Origin of the sequence: Streptomyces humi (genome assembly GCF_001005085.2) — a bacterium.
Classification (GTDB): Bacteria; Actinomycetota; Actinomycetes; order Streptomycetales; family Streptomycetaceae; genus Streptomyces; species Streptomyces humi.
In genome coordinates this window covers 1-22,762 of sequence record NZ_LBMU02000052.1, presented here as the reverse complement: position 1 = coordinate 22,762, position 22,762 = coordinate 1, and the positions used below count along the sequence as shown (strand labels likewise).

Sequence of the window (22,762 nt, the reverse complement as noted above, 5' to 3'; positions counted from 1 at the left end):
AATGCCTCGTAAGGGCCCCGCCCCGAAGCGCCCGGTCATCATCGACCCGGTTTACGGCTCCCCTCTGGTGACCTCCCTGATCAACAAGGTGCTGCTGAACGGCAAGCGTTCCACCGCCGAGCGCATCGTCTACGGCGCCATGGAGGGTCTGCGTGAGAAGACGGGCAACGACCCGATCATCACGCTGAAGCGCGCGCTGGAGAACATCAAGCCGACCCTCGAGGTCAAGTCCCGCCGTGTCGGTGGTGCGACGTACCAGGTTCCGATCGAGGTCAAGCCCGGTCGCGCCAACACCCTCGCGCTGCGCTGGCTCGTCGGTTACTCCCGCGCCCGTCGCGAGAAGACCATGACCGAGCGTCTGCTCAACGAGCTTCTCGACGCTTCGAACGGCCTCGGTGCGGCCGTCAAGAAGCGCGAGGACACGCACAAGATGGCCGAGTCCAACAAGGCCTTCGCGCACTACCGCTGGTAGTCGCTACCCACATCGAGACCGAGAGAAGACCGAAGCCTTATGGCTACCACTTCACTTGACCTGGCCAAGGTCCGCAACATCGGGATCATGGCCCACATCGACGCGGGCAAGACGACCACCACCGAGCGGATCCTGTTCTACACCGGTGTGTCGTACAAGATCGGTGAGGTCCACGACGGCGCTGCCACCATGGACTGGATGGAGCAGGAGCAGGAGCGTGGCATCACGATCACCTCTGCTGCCACCACCTGTCACTGGCCGCTGGAAGACGTCGACCACACCATCAACATCATCGACACCCCGGGCCACGTCGACTTCACCGTCGAGGTGGAGCGTTCGCTGCGCGTGCTCGACGGTGCCGTGACGGTGTTCGACGGCGTCGCCGGCGTGGAGCCCCAGTCCGAGACGGTGTGGCGTCAGGCGGACCGCTACGGCGTTCCGCGTATCTGCTTCGTCAACAAGCTCGACCGGACCGGTGCAGAGTTCCACCGCTGCGTCGACATGATCAGCGACCGCCTGGGCGCGCAGCCGATCGTCATGCAGCTCCCGATCGGTGCCGAGGCCGACTTCCAGGGCGTCGTGGACCTCGTCCGCATGAAGGCGCTCGTGTGGTCCGCCGAGGCCACCAAGGGCGAGATGTACGACGTCGTCGACATCCCGGCCACCCACGTCGAGGCTGCCGAGGAGTACCGCGGCAAGCTGGTCGAGACCGTGGCCGAGAACGACGACGAGATCATGGAGCTGTTCCTGGAGGGCCAGGAGCCCTCGGAGGAGCAGCTGTACGCCGCGATCCGCCGTATCACCATCGCGTCCGGCAAGTCCAAGGACACCACGGTCACCCCGGTGTTCTGCGGTACCGCGTTCAAGAACAAGGGCGTCCAGCCCCTGCTCGACGCGGTCGTGCGCTACCTGCCCTCCCCCCTGGACGTCGAGGCCATCGAGGGCCACGACGTGAAGGACCCGGAGGTCGTGGTCAAGCGCAAGCCGTCCGACGACGAGCCGCTGTCCGCGCTGGCGTTCAAGATCATGAGCGACCCGCACCTCGGCAAGCTCACCTTCGTCCGGGTCTACTCGGGCCGCCTGGAGTCCGGCACCGCCGTGCTGAACTCCGTCAAGGGCAAGAAGGAGCGCATCGGCAAGATCTACCGCATGCACGCGAACAAGCGTGAGGAGATCGAGTCGGTGGGCGCCGGCGACATCATCGCCGTCATGGGTCTGAAGCAGACCACGACCGGTGAGACGCTGTGCGACGACAAGCAGCCGGTGATCCTGGAGTCCATGGACTTCCCGGCGCCGGTCATCCAGGTCGCCATCGAGCCCAAGTCCAAGGGTGACCAGGAGAAGCTGGGTGTCGCCATCCAGCGTCTCGCGGAGGAGGACCCCTCCTTCCAGGTCCACTCGGACGAGGAGACCGGCCAGACCATCATCGGTGGTATGGGCGAGCTGCACCTCGAGGTGCTGGTCGACCGTATGCGCCGTGAGTTCAAGGTCGAGGCCAACGTCGGCAAGCCGCAGGTCGCGTACCGCGAGACGATCCGTCAGGCCGTCGAGCGCGTCGACTACACCCACAAGAAGCAGACCGGTGGTACCGGTCAGTTCGCGAAGGTGCAGATCGGCATCGAGCCGCTCGAGGGTGGCGACACGTCGTACGAGTTCGTGAACAAGGTGACCGGTGGTCGTATCCCGAAGGAGTACATCCCTTCGGTCGACGCCGGTGCGCAGGAGGCCATGCAGTTCGGCATCCTCGCCGGTTACGAGATGACCGGTGTCCGCGTGATCCTGCACGACGGTGCCTACCACGAGGTGGACTCCTCCGAGCTCGCCTTCAAGATCGCCGGTTCGCAGGCCTTCAAGGAGGCCGCGCGCAAGGCCAAGCCCGTGCTCCTCGAGCCGATGATGGCCGTCGAGGTCACCACGCCCGAGGACTACATGGGTGAGGTCATCGGCGACATCAACTCCCGCCGTGGCCAGATCCAGGCCATGGAGGAGCGGGCCGGTGCCCGCGTCGTGAAGGGCCTCGTGCCCCTCTCGGAGATGTTCGGTTACGTCGGCGACCTGCGCAGCAAGACGTCCGGCCGGGCCAGCTACTCCATGCAGTTCGACTCCTACGCCGAGGTTCCGCGGAACGTCGCCGAGGAGATCATCGCGAAGGCCAAGGGCGAATAAGCACCGCGTTCACCGCAGTGCGCACCACGCCTTAGGCTTGACCCCGGAGCCTCACGGGTCGTTCTTCCGCATTCGTGGCGGAACGGCCCGGGGCCCGGGACCCAACAGCAAAGATCACCTGGCGCCGATTGAACCAAGGCGTACAGAACCACTCCACAGGAGGACCCCAGTGGCGAAGGCGAAGTTCGAGCGGACTAAGCCGCACGTCAACATCGGCACCATCGGTCACATCGACCACGGTAAGACGACCCTCACGGCCGCCATTACCAAGGTGCTGCACGACGCGTACCCGGACCTGAACGAGGCGACCGCGTTCGACAACATCGACAAGGCGCCCGAGGAGCGTCAGCGCGGTATCACCATCTCCATCGCGCACGTCGAGTACCAGACGGAGACCCGTCACTACGCCCACGTCGACTGCCCGGGTCACGCGGACTACATCAAGAACATGATCACCGGTGCCGCGCAGATGGACGGTGCGATCCTCGTCGTCGCCGCCACCGACGGCCCGATGCCGCAGACCAAGGAGCACGTGCTCCTGGCCCGCCAGGTCGGCGTTCCGTACATCGTCGTCGCCCTGAACAAGGCCGACATGGTGGACGACGAGGAGATCCTGGAGCTCGTCGAGCTCGAGGTCCGTGAGCTCCTCTCCGAGTACGAGTTCCCGGGCGACGACGTCCCGGTCGTCAAGGTCTCGGCGCTCAAGGCGCTCGAGGGCGACGCCCAGTGGACCCAGTCCGTCCTGGACCTCATGAACGCCGTCGACACCGCGATCCCGGAGCCGGAGCGCGACGTCGACAAGCCGTTCCTCATGCCGATCGAGGACGTCTTCACGATCACCGGTCGCGGCACGGTCGTCACCGGCCGTATCGAGCGTGGTGTCCTCAAGGTCAACGAGACCGTCGACATCATCGGCATCAAGACCGAGAAGACCACCACCACGGTCACCGGTATCGAGATGTTCCGCAAGCTGCTCGACGAGGGCCAGGCCGGTGAGAACGTCGGTCTGCTGCTCCGCGGCATCAAGCGCGAGGACGTCGAGCGCGGCCAGGTCATCATCAAGCCGGGCTCGGTCACCCCGCACACCGAGTTCGAGGCGCAGGCCTACATCCTCTCCAAGGACGAGGGTGGCCGTCACACGCCGTTCTTCAACAACTACCGTCCGCAGTTCTACTTCCGTACCACGGACGTGACCGGCGTCGTGACCCTCCCCGAGGGCACCGAGATGGTCATGCCGGGCGACAACACTGAGATGAAGGTCGAGCTCATCCAGCCCATCGCCATGGAAGAGGGCCTGAAGTTCGCCATCCGTGAGGGTGGCCGCACGGTCGGCGCCGGCCAGGTCATCAAGATCAACAAGTGATCTCGGCCCGCGAGGGCTGACCAGGCAGGTCTGAAGGGGCCCGTACGACTCCGGTCGTACGGGCCCCTTTGTCGTCGGCCGGGTTCGAAACTATTCGGCGCGTACGACCCCTGGCTCACGGGAAGCGCCCGCCCCACCATTTGTCATGCCGCTGAGCAAATTCTGACGGAGGGGTGAGGCATGTCTGTGAGCCGCAGGACGGTGCTCGGTGCGGGCGCCGCCGCCGTACCGGTGCTGTCGTCGGGGGGCGCCCGGGGTGTCGCGGAACCGGGACTCCGAGACGCGGACCCGGAGTCCGCGCCCCGGATCACGGACCCGGGCGCGTACATCTCCTTCACCGGCGGGGCGTTCTCCCTCGTGGGTGCCCCGGTCGTGGTGAGCGCCGACGATCACCCGGGGGTGGTACGGGTCGCGGCCGACCTCCGCGCCGACCTCGAACGGGTGACGGGGATCCGGCCGGGCGCGACGATCGCCCCGCTCGCCGTCCTGGTCGGCACGATCGGCCGCAGTCCGCTGATCGACGGGTTGGTGGCGGCGGGCAGGCTCGACGTGACCGGGGTGCGCGGGAAGTGGGAGACCTCGCTCCAGACGGTGGTCGAGCATCCGCTGCCCGGAGTGGCGAAGGCCTTCGTCATCGCGGGCAGCGACCCGCGCGGCACGATCTTCGGGGTGTACGACGTCTCGTACGGCATCGGGATCTCGCCCTGGTACTGGTGGGACGACGTGCCCCCGGCGCGCCGGACCGGGGTGTGGGTCCTGCCCGGCAGGTTCACCCAGGGCACGCCGGCCGTGCGGTACCGGGGCTTCTTCATCAACGACGAGAACCCGGCCCTCGGCACCTGGGCCCCCGCCCACTTCGGGCCGGGCAAGGCCCCCGGCTACCCCGGCGGCTTCAACGCGGACTTCTACGCCCGGGTCTTCGAGGTGCTGCTCCGGCTGAAGGGCAACTACCTCTGGCCGGCGGTGTGGGGGCGGGCGTTCGCCGAGGACGACCCGGAGAACCACCGGCGGGCCGCCGACTACGGCGTTGTCATGGGCACGTCTCACGAGGCGCCGATGATGCGCGGCATCGAGGAGTGGAACCGGCATGCCGCGGGCGGCAGGGACCCCTACGGGGGCACGGGCGAGTGGTCGTACCTCCGCAACGCGGAGGCGATCCGCGCCTACTGGCGGGCGGGTGTCCGGCGGATGGTGGACGAGGGCTTCGAGGGCGTGGTCACCCTCGGCATGCGCGGCAACGGCGACACCGGACTTCCCGACGGCGACGGCATCGAGCTGATGCGGGAGATCATCGCGGCGCAGCGGAGGATCATCGAGGAGGAGACGGGCCGGCCGGCGGCCGAGACCCCGCAGGTGTGGACCCTGTACAAGGAGGTCCAGCGCTACTGGGACCGCGGGCTGCGGGCACCGGACGACGTCACCGTCGTCCTGACCGACGACAACTGGGGCAACATCCGCAAGCACCCGTCGCCCGCGGAACCCCGCGGCGGCGGATACGGCCTCTACTACCACTTCGACTACGTGGGCGCGGGCCGCAACTACAAGTGGGTCGACACCGCGAACCTCCGCAACGTCTGGGACCAGCTCCACCAGGCGCACGCCTACGGCAACCACGGACTGTGGGTCGCGAACGTGGGCGACCTGAAGGGGAACGAGCTGCCCACGGAGTTCTTCCTCACCTATGCCTGGAACCCGGGGCGTTGGGACATCGACCGGCTGGGGGAGTGGGAACGGCGGTACGCGCGGCAGAACTTCGGCGCCGAGGTGGCCGGCGAGGCGGCCGAAGTCCTCGCCGCGTACGGTCAGTTGCAGGCCCGTCGCAAGCCCGAGCTGCTGAACCGCCGGATCACCCTCTCCGACACCGGCCAGGTGGTGTACGACGACCGGCAGACGCCCTTCTCCTTCGGCCACCGGGAACTGGAGCGGGTCACCGGGGAGTGGCGGGAGCTGGGCAGGCGGGCGGCGCGGATCGCCCGCCGGCTGCCCGAGGCCACCCAGGACGCGTGGTTCGAGCTGGTCGGCTACGAGGTGGCGGCGACCGCGAACCTGTACGCGCTGCGGGAGGCCGAGTTCACCAACCTGCTGTACGCCGGGCAGGGCAGAGCGGCCACGAACGACCGCGCGGCGGACGCGGAACAGGCCCTGCTGCGGGACTTCGCGCTGGCCGACCGTTTCAACTCCGAGGTGGCGGGCGGCAAATGGCGTGGTTTCCAGACGCAGCCGCACATCGACTACGGGGACGTCGACCGGTACGGCCCCAACGCGCCCTGGCAGCAGCCGGAGAAGGACAACGTGGCACTGCCGGACGTGCTCTTCCCCGCGGTGCGCCGCATCGAGGTCCCCGAGGCGGCGGGGCTGGGCGTCTGGGCGGACGGCGCGGAGGACGCGGAGGGCGCGGGAGCCGGGGAGCTGCCGCCGTTCAGTCCGTACCAGACCCGGCCGCAGCAGTTCGTCGAGGTGTTCAACCGGGGCCGTACCCCCTTCGACTACCGGGTGGAGAGCTCGGTCCCGTGGCTGGTGGTGGACCGGCCGCGGGGCCGGGTGGAGCGGCAGGTGCGGGTGGAGGTGCGGGTGGACTGGTCCCGGGCGCCGGGCGGACGGTCGTCCGGGGCGCTGACGGTGAGCGGGGCGGGGGAGTCGGTGACCGTGCGGTGCGTGGCGGAGCAGCCGACGGCGCGGGGGCCGCGGGGGCCGCGGGGGCTGAGGGGCTTCGTCGAGGCGGGCGGCTATGTGGTGATCGACGCGGAGCACCACGACCGTGTGGTGGGGCGGTGGCGGCGGCTGGCGGGGATCGGGCGGACCGGTGCGGGGATGACGGCGTGGCCGGTGACGGGGGGCTGGGGCGACTCCGCGGCCTCCTGGCCCCGGCTGGAGTACGAGGTGAGCCTGCTGTCGGCGGGGGAGGTGACGGTGTGGGCGTACCTGTCCCCGCGCAACCCGTCCCTCGGCTCCCCGGGTCTGCACTACGCGCTCTCCTTCGACGACGACGAGCCCCGGTCCGTCGACATCACCGCGGGCGCGGACGACGGCCTGCTGAACGCGGTGTGGGCGAGGAACACGTCCGACAACGTGAACCGGACGGCGACCCGGCACACCGTGACGGCCGGGACTCACCGTCTGAAGTTCTGGTCGGTGGACCCGACGGTGGTGGTGCAGCGGCTGCTGATCGACACGGGCGGGCTGACCCCGACGTACCTGGGGCCGCTGGAGAGCCGCCGGCTCTGAAGGTGGCGGCGGCCCTGAAGAAGGGCAGCGGCTCTGAAGGAGGCAGCGGCTCTGAAGGAGGGCGGCGGCCCTGAAGAAGGGCAGCGGCTCTGAAGGAGGTGGTGGGAGGCGGGCCGGAGGCCGGGGGCGGGTCAGGGGGCGGGGCGCAGCAGTGCCACCGCGCGGTCGAACGCCGAGTCCCGGTCCTTCGCGAACTCCTCGTCGGTGAACACCGGTTCGGTGACGTTCGGCGGGATGCCGGCGCCGTCGAAGGTGCGTCCGGTGCGGGTCAGGAACTCCTCGTTCGGGAGCCAGGCCGCCATGCCGTCGGGCAGGTAGCGGACCATGATGTCCGAGAAGACGCCCTGGGTCGGCTGTCCGACGCGGACCGTGCGGCCCGGGCGGTCGATCAGGGCCTGGGTGAAGGTCTCGCCGGCGCTGATGGTCGAACCGCCGGTGAGGAGGGCGATCGGACCGGTGTAGCGGGGGCCGCGGGCCGGGGTGACGCGGACCGGCTCGGGCGGGGTGTGGCGGGCCGGGTCGGCGGGGTCGTCGCGGACGCGTTTGGAGTAGGCGACGTACGGGGTGTCCGTCAGCCGTTCGGCGATGTGGATGCCGAGGGCGTCGGAGCCGCCGCCGTTGACCCGCAGGTCGATGATCAGACCGCGCAGGGAGCGGGTGCGGGCCGGGGTGAGGACGGTGTTCAGCACCCGGTCTAGCTCGGTGAGGTCGGCGGCGTACGAGTCGTCGTCCCGGTTGTATCCGTCGAAGTCGGCGATCCGCAGGTATCCGAGGTTTCCCCCGGCGAGATCCGCGTAGGTGATGAGTCCGTCCGCGAAGTCCCGCCGGCCGGTGGCCCCCTTGAGGTCGCGGGCGATCACGAACTTCTTCACCTTGGCGTCGAGCTCCGGGCCCGGCACGGTGGTCCCGGGCCGTCCCACGCCGTAGTGGCGGTCACCGTCCTGGACGAGCACGTGCGCGTCGTGGAGGGGTTCGATCATGCGGCTGAAGACGTCGAAGAGCGCGGCGCGGGTGGTGTCCTCGTGCACGAGCGGCCGGTAGCGGTCGCGCACGGCACGCCAGTCGACGCCCTTGGCCGCGAAGAAGGGGTAGTTCTCCTGGAAGGACTGCCAGAAGACGTCGAAGGCCGCGCGGGGGTCGGACGAGGGCGGCCGGGTGCAGGCGGCCGGCAGCGAGGCGATCCGTGCCAGCCGCCGGTGCCCGACCGCGCTGTCGTCGCCGAGCAGGGCGTGCCCGGGGTCCGAGGTGAGCCGCAGGGTGAGGACGTCGCCGTCGGACTCGTAGGTCCCCTGCGTCGCCCCGGCAGGCGAGAAGTCCCCCTTGAGGCAGCTGACGGCGGTCGTCTGGTACTCCTGGAGGCCCCGTGCGTCGACGGTGAGGATCGTCCCGTAACCGTCGCTGCGCCACACGCCTTCCGTGGCCGTGCCCGTGGCCGTGCCCGTGGCCGTGCCTGTGCCTGTGCCGGTGACCGTTCCTGTGCCGGTTCGGGGCGCTGCCGGCGCCGTGACGGCGAGGGCGAGGGCCAGGAGTAGAGCTGCGGTCCCCACGACGTTTCGCACGATGGCGTCCTTCCACCCACACGCGACTGACGCTTGCGCCCCTCACGTTGCCGGACGGCGAGGGTCCCGGCCATCCGGCAGACGGGTGGGGCGGGGGTGGGGAGAGCCCGAGCGCGCGGTCAGTCCCACGGGGCGAAGAGCAGGTTCCGGGTGTGCGGGGGCCGCTCGTCCTGCCAGGGCACGAGTGAACCGTCGTGCTCGGTGATCCAGTGGACGTCGTAGCCGAGGGGCTCGAACTCGGCGACGAGCTCACCGAGGGCGGCGTCGGCCAGGGCCTCCAGCACCACGGTCGGACGGTCGCGCTTCAGCACCCGGCGCGCCCCGTGCAGCACCGACATCTCGTGCCCCTCCACGTCGATCTTGACGAGGTCCAGCCTGGTGTCGGCGAAGACCTCGTCGAGGGTGCGCAGGGGGATGCGCTTGAGCTGGGCGTCGGGGGCGGCGGCCTCCAGGGTGGAGCCGGTGGACAGCAGGTTCCCGGAGAAACGGACGCCGATGTCGGCCCAGCCGGGCTCGCTGGAGACGCCTGCCTGGTAGAGCCTGACGTTCTGGACGCCGTTGGAGCGGACGTTCACCGAGAGCCGGGCGTGGATGTGGTCGACCGGTTCGAAGGAATGCACCTTCGCGTGCGGGTTGGCGTGCGCGGCGATCATCGAGAAATAGCCGACGTGCGCGCCGACGTCGGCGATCGTCGAACTGGTGGCGGCCAGCCGGGACCAGGTGGCGAGGGTGCCGGGCTCGTAGCCGAACGCGCCGTTCCACAGGGTGTCCATGGCCACCGCGTCGTCGTTCACGCAGAACATCACGAACGGCGGACAGTACGGCGACTCGATCTCGACGAAACCCCGGTACGGGAACTTCTTGCGGTGCACCCGGATGATGTCACCGGCGGCGACCGGCCGGACCGACGGGGCGTGGGCCAGCATCCGGGCGTTGGCGGTTTCGATCTCCGAAATACGCATTGGGCGATGGTAAAGCCGGACCCAGGGAATGTCACAGGGTTTGGAAATGATCAGCGAGGGAAATTCGCAGGCTTCCGTGCCCGATATCGCGCCTGATATTTCGGGAGGCTGTTCCTTTCGAATAACCCAGAATTAACCCCCTCTTTCACCTGGCCTGCCCGAAGAGCCCGGGTGGCGTCGGGCGTACCGTGAACGGTGACGGAGCCGTTGCGTACGGTCACTGTCCGCTGCTTGTCCGGCCTGTCCGGGCTGTCGGACGCGGTCGTACGGGTAGGGCGTCGTCGAGGCACGGTCGTACGACGGAGGGGTGCGGGATGAGCGTGGACGGCGCGGTGGGGCGGCTCAGGAGCGAGGCGGACGAGCCGGGTTGGGAGGTGGATCCCGACGACGAGTGGGGTGTCGCGGTCATCGCGACCGTCGGGCGGCAGCTGAAGCTGCGGCGGGAGGCGGTGGGGATGCGGGCCGCCGAGTTCGGGGAGGAGGTCGGCTATGGCGAGGACATGGTCTACAAGATCGAGGGCGGGAAGCGGATTCCCCGGCCGGAGTACCTGGACAGGGCGGACGAGGTGCTGGGGGCGGAGGGGCTGCTCTCGGCGATGAAGGAGGACGTACGGCGGGTCCGGTACCCCAAGAAGGTGCGCGACCTGGCGCAGCTGGAGGCGAGGGCGGTCGAGCTCCAGCTCTACGACCCGCTCCACATCCACGGGTTGTTGCAGACCCCCGAGTACGCACGCGGGCTGCTCCTGATGCGGCGCCCGGCGTACACAGGGGACGAGGTGGAGAGGTTCATCGCCGCGCGCGTGGCCCGCAAGACCGTCTTCGAGCGGGACCCGGCCCCCGAACTCAGCTTCGTTCTGGAGGAGTGGACGCTTCGGCGTCCGCTCGGCGGGCGGACGGTGCTCCGTCAGCAGCTGGAACACCTGCTGGAGGTGGCGCAGTTGCGGAACGTCGAGCTTCAGGTGATGCCCATGGACCGTGAGGAGCACGCGGGCGTCGACGGCGGAATCGAGGTGCTGAAGTCCGAGGACGGCTCGGCGGTGGGGCGTTCGCCGGCAGTGGCCAACGGCCGACCGGTGTCCGATGCGAAGCAGCTCCGTATCCTTGAACTGCGGTATGGCATCATCCGGGCGCAGGCGCTCACGCCGCGTGAGTCGACGGCCTTCATCGAACAACTGCTGGGGGAGACATGATCCGCAAGACCACGGCCGAGGACGCCTCCGGTCTGACGTGGTTCAAGAGCAGCTACAGCAGTGGCAGTGAAGGCGACTCCTGCGTCGAAGTCGCCCTCAGCCCCTCCACCGTCCACATCCGCGACTCCAAGAACACCGCGGCCCCCTCCCGCGGCCCCCACCTCACCTTCCCGCCCGCCACCTGGACGGCCTTCCTCTCCCACGCGGCCGCCGCCCGCGAGTGAGGTACGCCCGCGAGCTGTTCGCACCGCTCGGGGCGGTCGTCGCCGTGGGAGCGCTGCACGCCACCGGCATCCGGTCGTTCGCCGACGTCTCGGTCGGCGCGTTCCTGGCGGGCAGGCGGGAGCAGTGGGACCGCCTCTTCACCGCGGTCTGCGCGCTCTGCGCCTTCGACCGCGACGAGGCGACGGCGATCGCCGACGAGATGGCCTGCTTTCGCGACTACGACCTGTCCGCGCCGCTCCTCGTCCTCTGGTCCGCCGGAGTGACGGGGGTCGAGAGCCTGCACGACCGTCACCGCCGGTCGTACGCCGCATGTGCCGCATGGCTGCCGACCTCCAACTGACCGAGTTCCTGGCCATGCTGGTGGGGGTGGCCCTCGACGCGGGTACGGACGCTGCTACCGGCGCGCCTCAGGTCATCGAGATCCTCACCGCTGCCTGCGACCTGGCGGACCCGGCCGGGTACGTCACCCCGCACCACGTCCACCGCATGTGGCGAGTCTCCCGTCTGGCGTCGGTGCTCCGCCCGGACTCACCGACCCCGGACCACTTCAAGGCGGGGCTCCGGGCGTACGACGAGACGCTGGAGGAACTGCTGGGCGGCGGCCTGCCGGAGCGCGGCTACCGCTATGTCGGCCCGGCCGAACTCGCCGCCGGGGCAGCGCGATCCACGTTGTCCGGCACCCGGATCGCGTCCCTGGCCGACTTCGCGTCGTGGGCCGCGCGGCAGACACCGGGGGAGTGGGCCGAGCCGTTCACATATGTCGTCGGCCTTGACGGGCGGCTACGGCTGGCGCCCCGGCGCAGCGAGCACGTGGCCTGCGCGGGCGGCGCGGCCGTACTCGGCGCCGGGGAGATCACCTTCGTACGCGAGGCGGGTCGCTGGGCGGTGGGCGAGGTCAGCAACCAGTCGACGGGCTACTGCCCCGACGTCACGTCCTGGCGTGCCGTGGCCCGCGCACTCGACGGCATCCCGCTCCGCCGCCCCACCGCCTTCACCCACGAAGTGGTGTTCCGCCGCTGCCCGGCCTGCGCGGAACACAACATCGTCCGGGAGGTCGACTTCGTCTGCGTCTTCTGCGGCGGCGACCTGCCGGAGGCCTGGAACGTGGACGGCGTCGTCAGGTCAGCTCGTCCGTGAGGCGTCGAAACGGGCCGCCGCCGGAGGCACCGCGACCGACCGTCCCGCATACCGGAGGGCGGTCTACTCCGCCTTGTTCCCGCCGCTGCCCTGTTGCTGCCCGCCCTCCGGGCGGACCGCGTCCTTCGCCTTCTTCGCGAGGTCGTCGTCCAGTTTCTTGAACTCGCGGACGACGGTGTCGGACATGTCGGCGAGGGAGTCGATCTGCTTGGTGATGTCCTCGCGGCCGTCGTGCCAGTTTGACTCGAAGTCGTCGAGGGCGTCGTAGACCGTGCCGCTGCCGACGTCGTCCTGGTAGGACTCGAACATCTTCTTGGTGTGGTTGAGGCGCTCCTTGATGGAGCGCAGCTTGCGGCCGTAGTCCTCCAGCTCGCTGAGCGGTATCGCGAGGTCGCTCTTGCCGTTGCCCATGTGACCGTCCCCCGTCCGCCCATCTCGTAGTCTGGGCCGCACCGTATATCAGATCATCGGACGGGGGCGGCGTACACCATGGCGCGCTATATGGAGACGCTCACCATCGAGCGCGGCGGGTTCCGGATCAAGGTGCCGGAGTCGTGGTGGGAGTTCGACGTACGGCCGGAGTCGCGGGACGACTCGATCCGGCGGATGGTGAACGAGCGGATCGCCCAGCACCCGGAGCTGGCGCAGTACCGCGACACGTACGTCGGCTTCCTGCGCAAGTCCGCGGCGGACGCCTGGAAGTCGGGCGCGATGTACTGCGGCTGCATGGCGGAGAGCTTCGGCGGCGACACCCCGATCACCGGCTCGGTCACGGTGTCGCTGGTCGGCGGCCGGACCCGCGAGGGCGCTCCCCTCTCCAACGACCCGGCCGCCATCGCCGCCCAGCTCGCCCCCAAGGAGGCCCACCGGGAGGGCGACTCCTGGCGCAAGGTGACGACCGTCGACATCCCCGGGGTCGGGCCGGCCGCGCGCACCTACGGCATCGAGGACATCCCGATGCCGGAGGACAGCCTCAACCGCACGATCCGCGCGGTCCTGATGCAGACGTTCATCCCGGTCCCGGGTCAGGAGGGCAAGGTCGCCCTGGTGGCGGGCAGCAGCCAGGTCCTCGACCTGGCCGACTCCTTCTTCGACATCTTCGACGCGATCACGTCGACGTTCCGCTTCGCGGACTGAGCGACGGCCCTCTTGGACTGGGAGAGCGGCGAGGGCCTGCTGGGGCTCGACGACCCGGCGGAGTGGGACGCCGCGTTCGAGCGCGGTGAGGACCATCTCGGTACGGCGGTGATCGGGCTGGCTCTCAACTGCCCGTTGGAGGAGGCGTCCCCGCGGATCGTGAGGGCGATGAAACTCCCGGACCAGGAGCAGCGGGGTTACGCCTGCACCGCGGCGGGCACCGCGGCCCGCCGCAACGGCCGGCTGACCCCGGAGCTCTTCGCCGCACTGCGCGCCGAGGGGCCGGGCGGCCCGGCCGACGACGCGATCGGCGACACGCTCACCTTCGTGCCGTCCCGGGAGCTGCCACCGTGGTTCAAGCGCCGACGGGTCTACGTGACGGTGCGCGGCACGCTGGAGCACTGGTGCGTGGGCGCGGTCGAGGCCGGACAGCGGGCCCTGGGCGGACACCGCCCCCGTTGAACGGAGGGAGACGCAATGACGATCGCACTGGAAGAGCTGTTGCGACTGGTACCGCCGCCGACTGACGCGCCCCGGGCCGCCGTCGACTGGGAACGGGTGGAGGACGAACTCGGGGTCCGGCTGCCGGACGACTACAAAAGGTTGTCGGAACGCTACGGGCCGGGCGACTTCGACGGCTTCATGACCATCCTGCATCCGCATTCGCAGTTCTGGCCGACACGCCTCGCCGGCGCCGCCGAACGCGCCGCCGAGCTGCTGGAACAGATGCCGGAGAGCCTGCGGAAGCGAGTCCCGTACGACATCGACCACCTGCTGGCCGCCGGGAAGACCGACAACGGAGACACGATCTACTGGGTCACCGAACCCGATCACGCCCCCGACGAGTGGACCGTCACGGCGAACGGGGCGCGGAACACGAAGTGGTCCCACTTCGAAGGCGGAATGGTGGAATTCCTCGTCGCAATCCTTTCCGGGACGACCAGGCTGGACGTGTTCCCCAGCGACTTCCCCAGTGTCCGCCCTGCCTTCGCCCCGGAGCCGGATCCGGAAACCGTCCGCCGCCGACCGCGGTCGCCGCGCCCCGACCGTCCGACGCCAGAAGGGGAACCGGGGTGAGAACCCAGGAGTTCCTCATGGAACTCGACGACGGAATGCTGGAGTTCTTCCGGGACATCGCCGAAGTGCCGGTGACCAGGTTCGGTGTTTCTTCCGAAGAGGCGGTGGCGCGGGTGAACGCGGTCTGAAGGGTGCACGCTTCTGGACCCTCCGCGATCGTCCCGGCGCCTGATCACCCGGCTCACGGCCCAGCCTGTGCGCCGGGCTTCACCTCGAACGACCGTTCCTTGTAAGTTCGCGTGTGCACAGGCTTGTTGACGGGGCGTACGCGACGGGGGTGGCGGGGACATGGCGGGGTACCGACCGGCGGACTGGCATCCACTCGACCTCGACAGGGACCCCACCCCCGGCGACCCGCAACGCGTCCGTACTCTCGCCGCGCAGCTGCACTCCTTCGCCGACGACGTCTCCGACGCGCTGCGTCTGGTCAAGGGCATGGCCGGCGAGGACACCCTCCTCCAGTGGGCGGGCAAGTCGGCCGACGTCTTCAAGGAGCAGTTCAAGGACGTTCCGAAGAACCTGAAGAAGCTGAAGAAGTCCTACGAGATGTGCGGCGACGCCCTCGCGGACTACTGGCCGAAGCTGGAGCGGGCCCAGGCGCTGGCCGACAAGGCCCTCGCCAAGGCCAAGGACGCCCAGTCCGATCTGTCCTCCGCCAAGTCCCGCCTCTCCTCCGCCGATTCCTGGGTCACCCGGGCGTCGAAGGAAGCGGACAAGTACAAGGACGACCCCACCGGCAGCAAAAGCGCTGAGAAGCCGGACGAGGGCAAGGTGCGGGCCGCGACCCGGGACGTGCAGAGCGCCAAGTCCGCGCACACCAAGGCCCAGTCGGACGTCACCTCCGCGCAGAGCGCCCTCGACGCGGCGAAGAAGATGGCCGAGGACGCCCGGAAGATGCGCGACGACGCGGCGGGTGAGGCGAAGCGGAAGATCGACGAGGCGTCCGACGCCGGGATCCCGAACCGGCACTGGTGGCAGGACGTCGGCCACTGGTTCGAGGACAACTGGGACACCATCGTCACCGTCTGCAAGGTCGTCGTCGCGGTCGTCGGGATCATCGCGATGATCATCGGTGGGCCCATCCTCGGCGCGATCGTCCTCGTGGCGGCGCTCGTCGTCCTCGCGGACACCCTCTACAAATACTCAAAAGGCCAGGCGTCCCTGTGGGATGTGGCGTTCGCCGCGCTGGACTGCATACCGGGCGGCAAGGGCATCACCAGCCTCGGCAAACTCGCCAAGGGCATGCGGGGACTCGGCAAGCTGGGGCTCAAGGGCATGGCCGAGGCCGTGCGTGGGCTCGGAACCCGTGGTCTGACGAGTCTGCGCTCCGGCATGACGGATCTGGTCGCCAGAGGCAAGGCACTTGCGGGGCGCTGCCCGGGCGGCGATCCCATCGACCTGGTGTCGGGCGAGATGCTCATGGTCGCTTCAGATGTGACGCTGCCGGGCATCCTGCCGCTCGAAGTCAAACGGACTCATCTGTCCACCTACCGCTACGGCAGGTGGTTCGGTCCGTCCTGGACGTCGACGCTTGACGAACGACTGGAGGTGGACGACCACGGGATCGCCTTCGCCTCGGACGACGGAATGCTGCTCGCCTACCCCCGTCCCACGCCCGGCGGTTCCGTGTACCCGCTGGAAGGGCCCCGCTGGCCGTTGGAGTGGGACGGAAACCCCGGCGGGCCGATGACCATCACGGATCCGGAGACCGGGGTCACCCGTGTGTTCCAGCGGGACGGTGCGCCGGGTGCCGACGGCAGCACGGTGTTCTCCCTGCACAGCCGGAGCGACCGCAACGGACATCGCATCGACGTCGAGTACTCGGCTGCCGGGGAGCCGGTGGCCCTGCACCACAGCGGGGGGTACCGCGTCGCGATCGAAACGGAAGCGGGGCGCATCTCGTCGCTGCGACTGGCGGAAGCGAACGGCTCGGACGACGTGACTCTCGTACGCTACGCCTACCGCGACGGTGACCTGGTCCACGTGTACGACTCCTCCGGACTGCCCTTCCGGTACGCCTACGACGACCGGGGGAGGATCACCAGGTGGGAGGACCGGTGCGGTTCCTGGTACGAGTTCGAGTACGACGAAGAGGACCGCTGCGTACGGGGCGCGGGCGCGGACGGGTTCCTCGACTGCCGGCTCACGTACGACCGTGACTCCCGCCGGACGGTGTACACCGACTCGTTCGGACACGCCACGGTGCACGAGTACAACGAGCGGCTACAGCGTACGGCGGTCATCGACGCGCTGGGAAATATCACGCGATACGAATGGGACCGCCGGGACCGGCTGACGGGGCATACCGACGCGCTGGGCAACAGCACCCGTTATGCCTACGACGCCGCCGGAAACCTCATCGGCATCACGAGCGCCGACGGCACCACCGCGCGGGCCGAGTTCAACGAGCAGCGCCTTCCCGTGATGACCGAGGCCGCCGACGGTGCCCGCTGGTCCTACGCCTACGACGACCGCGGTAACCGCACATCGGTCACCACTCCACTCGCGGAGACGACCCGGTTCGCCTATGACGACAAGGGGGCGCTGACCGAGATCACCGATCCGGACGGAGCGGTCACAAAGGTCGAGACCGATGCGCGTGGGCTCCCCGTGAAATCGGTCGATCCCCTCGGCGGAACCGTGCGGCACACCCGGGACGCTTTCGGCCGGGTCTCCGAGATCCGCGACGCTCTGGGCAATGTGACCCGCCTGACCTGGAACGTCGAGGGCAAGCCCCTGTCGCGGACGACGCCCGACGGCGGCAGGGAGGTGTGGGAGTGGGATGCCGAGGGGCGTCTCGTGCACCACACGGATTCATCGGGCTCCGTCACTCGTTTCGGGTACACCCATTTCGATCTTCCTGCCTGGCGGTCCGATGCCGACGGCCGGCAGCGGCACTTCCGCTACGACACGGAACTCAGACTGGTGGGCGTCACGAACGAGCAGGGCCTCGCGTGGCAGTACCGATTCGGCACCACGGGGCTCCTGGAGTCGGAGACCGACTTCGACGGCCGCACTCTGGTCTATTCGTACGATGCCGCAGGCCGGCTCGCCCGGCGCACCAACGGTGCCGGGCAGGTGACGTCCTACGAGCGCGACGCCGTGGGCAGAGTCGTCGGCAAGCGCACTGCGGAGTCCTCGACGACGTTCTCCTACACGCCGAGCGGACAGGTGTACCGGGCCCGGTGCGGTGATGTCGTCGTGGAGGCGGAGCGCGATCCGCTCGGCCGCGTGCTGAGCGAGACGGTCGACGGCCGAACCATCAGCCACGCCTATGACCGACTGGGCCGCCGCACGGTGCGGAGGACGCCGTCCGGAGCGGTGAGCCGTTGGGAGTACTCGAAGCGGAGTCTGCCGGCGAGGCTGTCGAGCGCCGGGCACGAGATCGTCTTCCGGCATGACGAAGACGGCAACGAGGTGGAACGGGACTTCGGCGGCGCCCTCCGTATGGAGCGTCACTGGGACGCGTGCCGCCGTATGACTTCCCATGTGCTGCGCGTCCCCGATGGCGAGCGCCCAGCTGACGAGAGCCGTGTCGTCAGCCGTCGCGACTATGTGTACGGAACCGGTGGCCGACTGACCGAGACCCGCGACCTCCACGGTGGTCGCCGACAGTTCCGGCACGACGAGCGCGGTCGCGTCGTGGCGGTCGACGGTGACTCCTGGCAGGAACGCTACGCGTACGACGCCGCGGGCAACCCGACGTCCTCGTCCCGCACGGGCCGGGCGGACGGAGAGCAGGCCCTACACAGGTATGCGGGGAACCGCGTCCGTCGAGCGGGCAGGAGGTCGTACACGTACGACGGCCAGGGCCGGGTCACCGGACTGGTGCAGCGGACACTGTCCGGGGGACGCCGGGCGTGGTCGTTCAGTTGGGACGCGGACGACCGGCTCACCGGCATGACCGGCCCCGACGGCCGTCGCTGGAGCTACGACTACGACCCGTTCGGACGTCGCACGCAGAAGCGGTGCCACGCCGAGGACGGGCAGGTCGTCGAGCGGACCGCGTTCACCTGGGACGGCCGGCGCCTGGCGGAGCAGTCCCGCTGGAGCGACACGGGCGAGCACACGGTCACATGGGAGTACGAACCGGGTACGCACCGTCCGATGGCGCAGGCGGAGCGGACGCGTTCGCGCGAGCTGCCCCAGGAGGAAGTCGACGAGCGGTTCTTCGCCGTCGTCACCGACGTCGTCGGCACACCTGTCGAACTGATCGGTCTCGACGGCGTGGTGCGGTGGCGGGGCAGATCCGGTCTCTGGGGCGACGAAGACGAACCCGTCACGGCCGCGGCCGGCGGGCCATCGTGCCCGCTCCGTTTCCCCGGACAGTACGCGGACGCGGAAAGCGGCCTCCATTACAACTTCCACCGCTACTACGACCCGCACAGTGTCCGCTTCCTGACCCCCGACCCGCTCGGGCTCCAGGCAGGGCCGGACCACTATGCCTACGTCTCCAATCCCCATCTCTGGGTGGATCCGCTCGGCCTACAGAAATGCCCGACGTTCGTGGGCATCCAGTGGATGACCGACAAATTGCTGCAACGCGTCTCGTTCCGTTACCAACGGTTCGTCACGCACACGGACTACGAGCAGGTGTGGCGCCTCGGAGACGGCCGTGAAGTGCATGTGGACGGCGGTCCCACCGCGGACGGCTTCATCGTCGAGGCGAAGTGGACGGGTGGTGACCATCCGGGTGAGTGGGCGGCGTCCCAGTACAATCCTGCGCATCGTCACTACGACGAAGACCGGATCACGAGTCAGGCCGAGAAGCTTCTGGCGCTGAACGAAGGACTGGGCGGCAGGGGGGTGCGGTATGCCACCTCCTATCCGGAGGGGGCCGAGCACCTCCGGGATCTTTTCAGCACCAAGTTCCCAGACGAATTCGCCGATGGAAGGCTGAACGTCTTCCATGTGCCGGGAAACGGAATGGATTAGGGCGTGGACGAGGTTGTAGCGGTTCTGGAGTCCCTGGCAGGCGACGAGAACCTGACGGGCGAGGCGGTCAGCGCCGTCCTGGAACGGCTGGGCTGGGGCGTGGCGCGCCAGGTGCCGGGCGCGTTCCCTCGTGTCTGGCGCAAGGACGACCTGCTGGCGGGTATCGAGGGGGACGCCCCGCAGGTGCGCCTCGCTGTCACTCTGTGGGAGCGCGAGGTCGACGAGGAGGCCGGCTTCGACGCGCTGGAATCGCTGTACGACGAGTCCGCGCAGGTGGTCGGACGAATCGCAGACCAGGTGGAGACCGGTGTTCTTGCCGGTCGCCTCGCCCGACTGGACAGTGCCGAGTCGGTGGGCATCGATTACATCGAGCAGCGGGCCTGGGGTCTGGGACGCCGGACGCTGCTCGTCGGTGCGGTCCAGGACGACACGGAACTCCCGGTCAGGGTGGACGCCGTCGTTTCATGAACCCGGACGCCGGATGACGAGATGACGCTCATGTGGGAGCGCGACGACATGACGCCTCTGACCCGGTCGGAACGCCGCAGGTCGGACGGGCTGTCCCAAGACGAGGTCGACCGGCGTTTCTACGCGATCGTCACCGATGTGGTCGGCATCCCGACCGAGCTGGTGGAATCCAGCGGGGAAACCGCCTGGCAGGCACAGGCCACCCTCTGGGGATCGACCCGTACTGAAGCCGCCGCGGGTACCGGTACCCCCTAGCCATCGGCCGCTCCGCACCCCGACGAACTGCTGCCGGCCGGGAGCCCGGTACCCGTCACCGGCTGCCGCAGTTCCCCCGCGCCGTCCAGTGGAACGGCCTCGCGGCTCCTCGGGCTCGCCGGCGTCAGCGCAAGGTCGGCATCGCGCCTCCCTCGGCCCGCGTCAGTGTGACCCCGGGCAGGCCGCGCAGTCGGCGTTCCGCGAGAGCCGCGAGGTGGCCGGCGGTCGGTGGGGCGGAGCCCAGGCCGATGGCGTAGCGGAGCGGGTTCGTGGTGAAGGGACGGGGCCAGGCATGGCAGTCGGGGACCGACGCCGAGAGGTCGGCGAGGAGGGCTCGCATCCTGCCCCGCACCCGGCCCTCGTCCGCGTCCGGGCCCACCGTCAGGACTGCCCAGGCCGCGTGGCGGCGGTGGAGTGGGGGAAGGGCGAGGAGTTCGGACCGGGGGTACGGGTCCGTGGTCGCGGCCAGCAACTCCCAGGCGTGGAACAGCTCTTGGGTCACCAGGTCACGCATGCCCGCCGTCACCTGGTCGGTGCAGGGGCGTACGGGGGCGGAGGGGGTCGTGACGGTGAGAGGGAGGAGGGGCTGGGTCGGGCCGGGTGCCCTGCCCACCGGTTCCCGCCAGTCCCAGGCCGCCCACGTCGCGAAGAAGTGCCGTAGGAGATCGCCCGGCGCGAGGTCGCCGGCCTCGGCCGCGGTGCGGGCGGCCAGGACGGACCAGGCCAGGCCCGGCAGGCCTCCGAACGGCGCCGAGTCCAGGCCCCGGGCCTTTGCCCATGCCTTCACCTGCGTCGCCAGCCGGGCGAAGGCAGGCCCGTGCCCGCCCACCGAGGCCAGTACCGCCTCGGCGTCGCTCACCGCGCTGAGTGCGAGTGCGGCCGCCTCGCCCAGCTCGGTCCGGCGGGAAACCGCCTCCGCGGGGTCCGTCGAACCCGTGGTGACCACGGCCAGGTCCACGTCCAGCCCGTCGATCCGCAGCCGCAGACCGGGCACGCGGGCCCCGACCACCTCACGCACGTCCGTCGCCTCGGGGAGAGCGGCGGCCAACCGTGCCTGGACGGCCGGGAGTCCGACCGTGCCCGGCAGCACCGCGACCAGGTCCAGGTCCGCACCGGGCAGCGCGCAGCCCATCCGCCGAGAGCCGACGACGTGCACGACGCCGTCGGAGAACGCCTTCTCGACGCGGTGAGCGGTCTCCTCGGCGACCCGCGTCACCTTTTCCTGCGTCCCGCCTGGCGCAGCCTCCTCCTCCGTCCAGCGCACCTCGCCCGTTCCCAGGGTCACCGTGGCCCGCACCCGCATCGGCTCGTCCCCGCGCCGTGAGAGCAGGGTCAGCTCGCCGACCCTGACCGGCATCGGGGCGAGCCGGGCCGCGCAGGCGTCGGCCAGGGTGTTCGGGTCGGTGGTGCGGCCCAGGCTGAGGTGCGGGGTGAAGCCCGGGTGCCGGCCGCCGCAACGGGGGAAGCGACGCAGGAGCGTGCGGTGCAGGTCGGCCCAGGGCTCCTCACCCGCCGCGGCGGGGTCGAGCCAGACGGTCGCGTCGTCCCGGTGGCCGAACCACTGCACGCCCTCCAGCCGGGCGTCGAAGGGAGCGGTGGCGGCCGTCGCGAGCACCGCCGCCGCCCGCTCGAAAACGTGCTCCGGTACGAACCCGAAGAGCAGGTTCACATGCGGGGGCCAGCGGCGGACCTGCGGGTCGTGGTCCCGGCGGATCTCCTGGAGCGGGGGCCGCAGTTCCTCGGGCGGCAGCCACGCCAGCGCCGTGCGGGGCGTCGGTCCCTCGGCGAGGGAATCCAGGGCGTCCGCCTCCGGAGCGCCCGCCGTGAGCTCGGCGAGGACCCCGTAGTGATCGGAGATGTACGTTCCCTCCGCCGACGGCACGTCACCGCGGAGTTCGGCGCGCCGTGCCCGCAGCCCCTCACCGCGCAGCAGCACCCGGTCCAGTCGCGAGGCCCGGCCCGTCAACGACGAGATCGCGGCCAGCGGATTGCCGCCCGGGTCGAAGGTCGGGGTCGTGTCGTCGGCGCCGTGCACCTCGCTCCACGCGTCCCGAAGGCCCAGCGTCAGCTGCGGTGTGGAGCCGCCGTCGTTGAAGTCGCCCATCAGGATCAGATCGGCGTCCACGGCCGCCAGGCCCTCGGCGGCGCGGGTGAGTTCCGCCGTGCGCCGGCCGGCGCCGTTCTCCGAGTGGTCGCTGCTCAGATGGGTCGCCGTGATGACCACGGGCCGCCCGTCCGCCGCCACCACGAGGGCGGTCAGCGCCTTGTGCGGGCCCAGTTCGTGGTGTGCGGCCTCGATGACGGGCAGCCGGCTCAGGAGCAGCAGACCGCACGCGTCGACGTCCCGCCCTCGCGGGTCCGTGCCCAGCGTCCAGTCCGCCCGCACCCACTCCTCGCCCAGCAGCAGGGCGAGGAGCTCCGCCTCGACCTCCTGCAACGCGATCACGTCCACGTCCGCGTCGCGCAGGGCCCGCGACAGCAGGGGCCTGCGCCGGGCACTGTCGATGCGGTCGGCGTCGTACCGGTCCCAGAGGGTGTTCCAGGTCAGTACCCGCACACCCCCGGCCGCCCGCACACCCCCGGCCGCCCGC

The 22,762-nt window shown here is 69.8% G+C and carries 18 protein-coding genes; 14 read left to right on the top strand and 4 right to left on the bottom strand.

Going from position 1 to position 22,762, the window contains the following annotated elements:
* Position 1 precedes the first annotated feature (1 nt).
* The 4 genes from rpsG to AAW13_RS23765 all read left to right on the top strand — a co-directional run bounded on the left by rpsG (position 2) and on the right by AAW13_RS23765 (position 7,226).
* Positions 2–472, top strand: a complete 471-nt coding sequence (gene rpsG / locus AAW13_RS23780) for a 30S ribosomal protein S7 (protein ID WP_003992340.1) — start codon at positions 2–4, stop codon at positions 470–472.
* 39 nt (positions 473–511) lie between these two features.
* Positions 512–2,638, top strand: a complete 2,127-nt coding sequence (gene fusA, locus AAW13_RS23775; RefSeq protein WP_046731107.1) for an elongation factor G — start codon at positions 512–514, stop codon at positions 2,636–2,638.
* Positions 2,639–2,807: 169 nt separating this feature from the next.
* Positions 2,808–4,001: an elongation factor Tu gene (tuf, locus tag AAW13_RS23770; protein WP_046731108.1), complete on the top strand. Its 1,194-nt coding sequence runs from the start codon at positions 2,808–2,810 to the stop codon at positions 3,999–4,001.
* A 180-nt stretch (positions 4,002–4,181) separates the two neighbouring features.
* On the top strand, positions 4,182–7,226 hold the full coding sequence (locus AAW13_RS23765) for a glycosyl hydrolase 115 family protein (protein ID WP_046731109.1): 3,045 nt from the start codon (positions 4,182–4,184) through the stop codon (positions 7,224–7,226).
* 131 nt (positions 7,227–7,357) lie between these two features.
* On the opposite strand, the gene AAW13_RS23760 is transcribed toward AAW13_RS23765, so the two are convergent.
* Both AAW13_RS23760 and AAW13_RS23755 read right to left on the bottom strand, forming a co-directional pair.
* On the bottom strand, positions 7,358–8,635 hold the full coding sequence (locus tag AAW13_RS23760) for a S41 family peptidase (protein WP_052768618.1): 1,278 nt from the start codon (positions 8,633–8,635) through the stop codon (positions 7,358–7,360).
* 269 nt (positions 8,636–8,904) lie between these two features.
* Positions 8,905–9,747 carry an FkbM family methyltransferase gene (locus AAW13_RS23755; protein WP_079178934.1) on the bottom strand — a complete coding sequence of 281 codons (843 nt, stop codon included), beginning with the start codon at positions 9,745–9,747 and terminating at the stop codon, positions 8,905–8,907.
* Positions 9,748–10,061: 314 nt separating this feature from the next.
* Between AAW13_RS23755 and AAW13_RS23750 the strand changes: the two genes are divergently transcribed.
* The 4 genes from AAW13_RS23750 (at position 10,062) to AAW13_RS23735 (ending at position 12,299) form a co-directional block, all read left to right on the top strand.
* A complete protein-coding gene (locus AAW13_RS23750) occupies positions 10,062–10,937 on the top strand; it encodes a helix-turn-helix domain-containing protein (protein WP_046731112.1) in 876 nt (291 codons plus the stop codon).
* Positions 10,934–11,161, top strand: a complete 228-nt coding sequence (locus AAW13_RS23745; protein ID WP_046731113.1) for a DUF397 domain-containing protein — start codon at positions 10,934–10,936, stop codon at positions 11,159–11,161. The genes AAW13_RS23750 and AAW13_RS23745 overlap by 4 nt, the downstream gene beginning before the upstream one ends.
* Positions 11,158–11,502 carry a hypothetical protein gene (locus AAW13_RS23740; RefSeq protein WP_046731114.1) on the top strand — a complete coding sequence of 115 codons (345 nt, stop codon included), beginning with the start codon at positions 11,158–11,160 and terminating at the stop codon, positions 11,500–11,502. The genes AAW13_RS23745 and AAW13_RS23740 overlap by 4 nt, the downstream gene beginning before the upstream one ends.
* Positions 11,503–11,831: 329 nt before the next feature.
* Entirely contained in the window at positions 11,832–12,299 is a 468-nt protein-coding gene (locus tag AAW13_RS23735) for a hypothetical protein (protein WP_240528711.1), read from the top strand.
* Positions 12,300–12,362: 63 nt separating this feature from the next.
* Here AAW13_RS23735 and AAW13_RS23730 read toward each other — a convergent pair whose 3' ends face one another.
* On the bottom strand, positions 12,363–12,710 hold the full coding sequence (locus AAW13_RS23730; protein ID WP_046731115.1) for a hypothetical protein: 348 nt from the start codon (positions 12,708–12,710) through the stop codon (positions 12,363–12,365).
* A 78-nt stretch (positions 12,711–12,788) separates the two neighbouring features.
* On the opposite strand from AAW13_RS23730, the gene AAW13_RS23725 reads away from it, so the two are divergent.
* The 6 genes from AAW13_RS23725 (at position 12,789) to AAW13_RS23700 (ending at position 20,171) form a co-directional block, all read left to right on the top strand.
* Positions 12,789–13,436, top strand: a complete 648-nt coding sequence (locus tag AAW13_RS23725) for a hypothetical protein (protein WP_046731116.1) — start codon at positions 12,789–12,791, stop codon at positions 13,434–13,436.
* Positions 13,437–13,448: 12 nt separating this feature from the next.
* Positions 13,449–13,898: a hypothetical protein gene (locus tag AAW13_RS23720; protein ID WP_046731117.1), complete on the top strand. Its 450-nt coding sequence runs from the start codon at positions 13,449–13,451 to the stop codon at positions 13,896–13,898.
* Between the two features lie 15 nt (positions 13,899–13,913).
* Positions 13,914–14,513: an SMI1/KNR4 family protein gene (locus AAW13_RS23715; RefSeq protein WP_052768619.1), complete on the top strand. Its 600-nt coding sequence runs from the start codon at positions 13,914–13,916 to the stop codon at positions 14,511–14,513.
* 288 nt (positions 14,514–14,801) lie between these two features.
* A complete protein-coding gene (locus AAW13_RS23710; RefSeq protein WP_071659663.1) occupies positions 14,802–19,448 on the top strand; it encodes an RHS repeat-associated core domain-containing protein in 4,647 nt (1,548 codons plus the stop codon).
* 3 nt (positions 19,449–19,451) lie between these two features.
* A complete protein-coding gene (locus tag AAW13_RS23705) occupies positions 19,452–19,916 on the top strand; it encodes a hypothetical protein (RefSeq protein ID WP_046732364.1) in 465 nt (154 codons plus the stop codon).
* 48 nt (positions 19,917–19,964) lie between these two features.
* Complete coding sequence (locus tag AAW13_RS23700) at positions 19,965–20,171, top strand: RHS domain-containing protein (protein ID WP_167391731.1); 207 nt, start codon at positions 19,965–19,967, stop codon at positions 20,169–20,171.
* Positions 20,172–20,295: 124 nt separating this feature from the next.
* Here AAW13_RS23700 and AAW13_RS23695 read toward each other — a convergent pair.
* The coding region (locus AAW13_RS23695; RefSeq protein ID WP_071659662.1) for a poly(A) polymerase at positions 20,296–22,762 on the bottom strand (2,467 nt) is incomplete at its 5' end.

What these genes read in the sequence shown, in the direction of transcription:
- AAW13_RS23715 (WP_052768619.1), top strand. Translation starts at nt 13,914, where the DNA reads ATGACGATCGCACTGGAAGAGCTGTTGCGACTGGTACCGCCGCCGACT.
- AAW13_RS23745 (WP_046731113.1), top strand. Translation starts at nt 10,934, where the DNA reads ATGATCCGCAAGACCACGGCCGAGGACGCCTCCGGTCTGACGTGGTTC.
- AAW13_RS23765 (WP_046731109.1), top strand. Translation starts at nt 4,182, where the DNA reads ATGTCTGTGAGCCGCAGGACGGTGCTCGGTGCGGGCGCCGCCGCCGTA.
- fusA (WP_046731107.1), top strand. Translation starts at nt 512, where the DNA reads ATGGCTACCACTTCACTTGACCTGGCCAAGGTCCGCAACATCGGGATC.
- rpsG (WP_003992340.1), top strand. Translation starts at nt 2, where the DNA reads ATGCCTCGTAAGGGCCCCGCCCCGAAGCGCCCGGTCATCATCGACCCG.
- AAW13_RS23730 (WP_046731115.1), bottom strand. Translation starts at nt 12,710, where the DNA reads ATGGGCAACGGCAAGAGCGACCTCGCGATACCGCTCAGCGAGCTGGAG.
- AAW13_RS23710 (WP_071659663.1), top strand. Translation starts at nt 14,802, where the DNA reads ATGGCGGGGTACCGACCGGCGGACTGGCATCCACTCGACCTCGACAGG.
- AAW13_RS23750 (WP_046731112.1), top strand. Translation starts at nt 10,062, where the DNA reads ATGAGCGTGGACGGCGCGGTGGGGCGGCTCAGGAGCGAGGCGGACGAG.
- AAW13_RS23755 (WP_079178934.1), bottom strand. Translation starts at nt 9,747, where the DNA reads ATGCGTATTTCGGAGATCGAAACCGCCAACGCCCGGATGCTGGCCCAC.
- AAW13_RS23725 (WP_046731116.1), top strand. Translation starts at nt 12,789, where the DNA reads ATGGCGCGCTATATGGAGACGCTCACCATCGAGCGCGGCGGGTTCCGG.
- AAW13_RS23700 (WP_167391731.1), top strand. Translation starts at nt 19,965, where the DNA reads ATGACGCCTCTGACCCGGTCGGAACGCCGCAGGTCGGACGGGCTGTCC.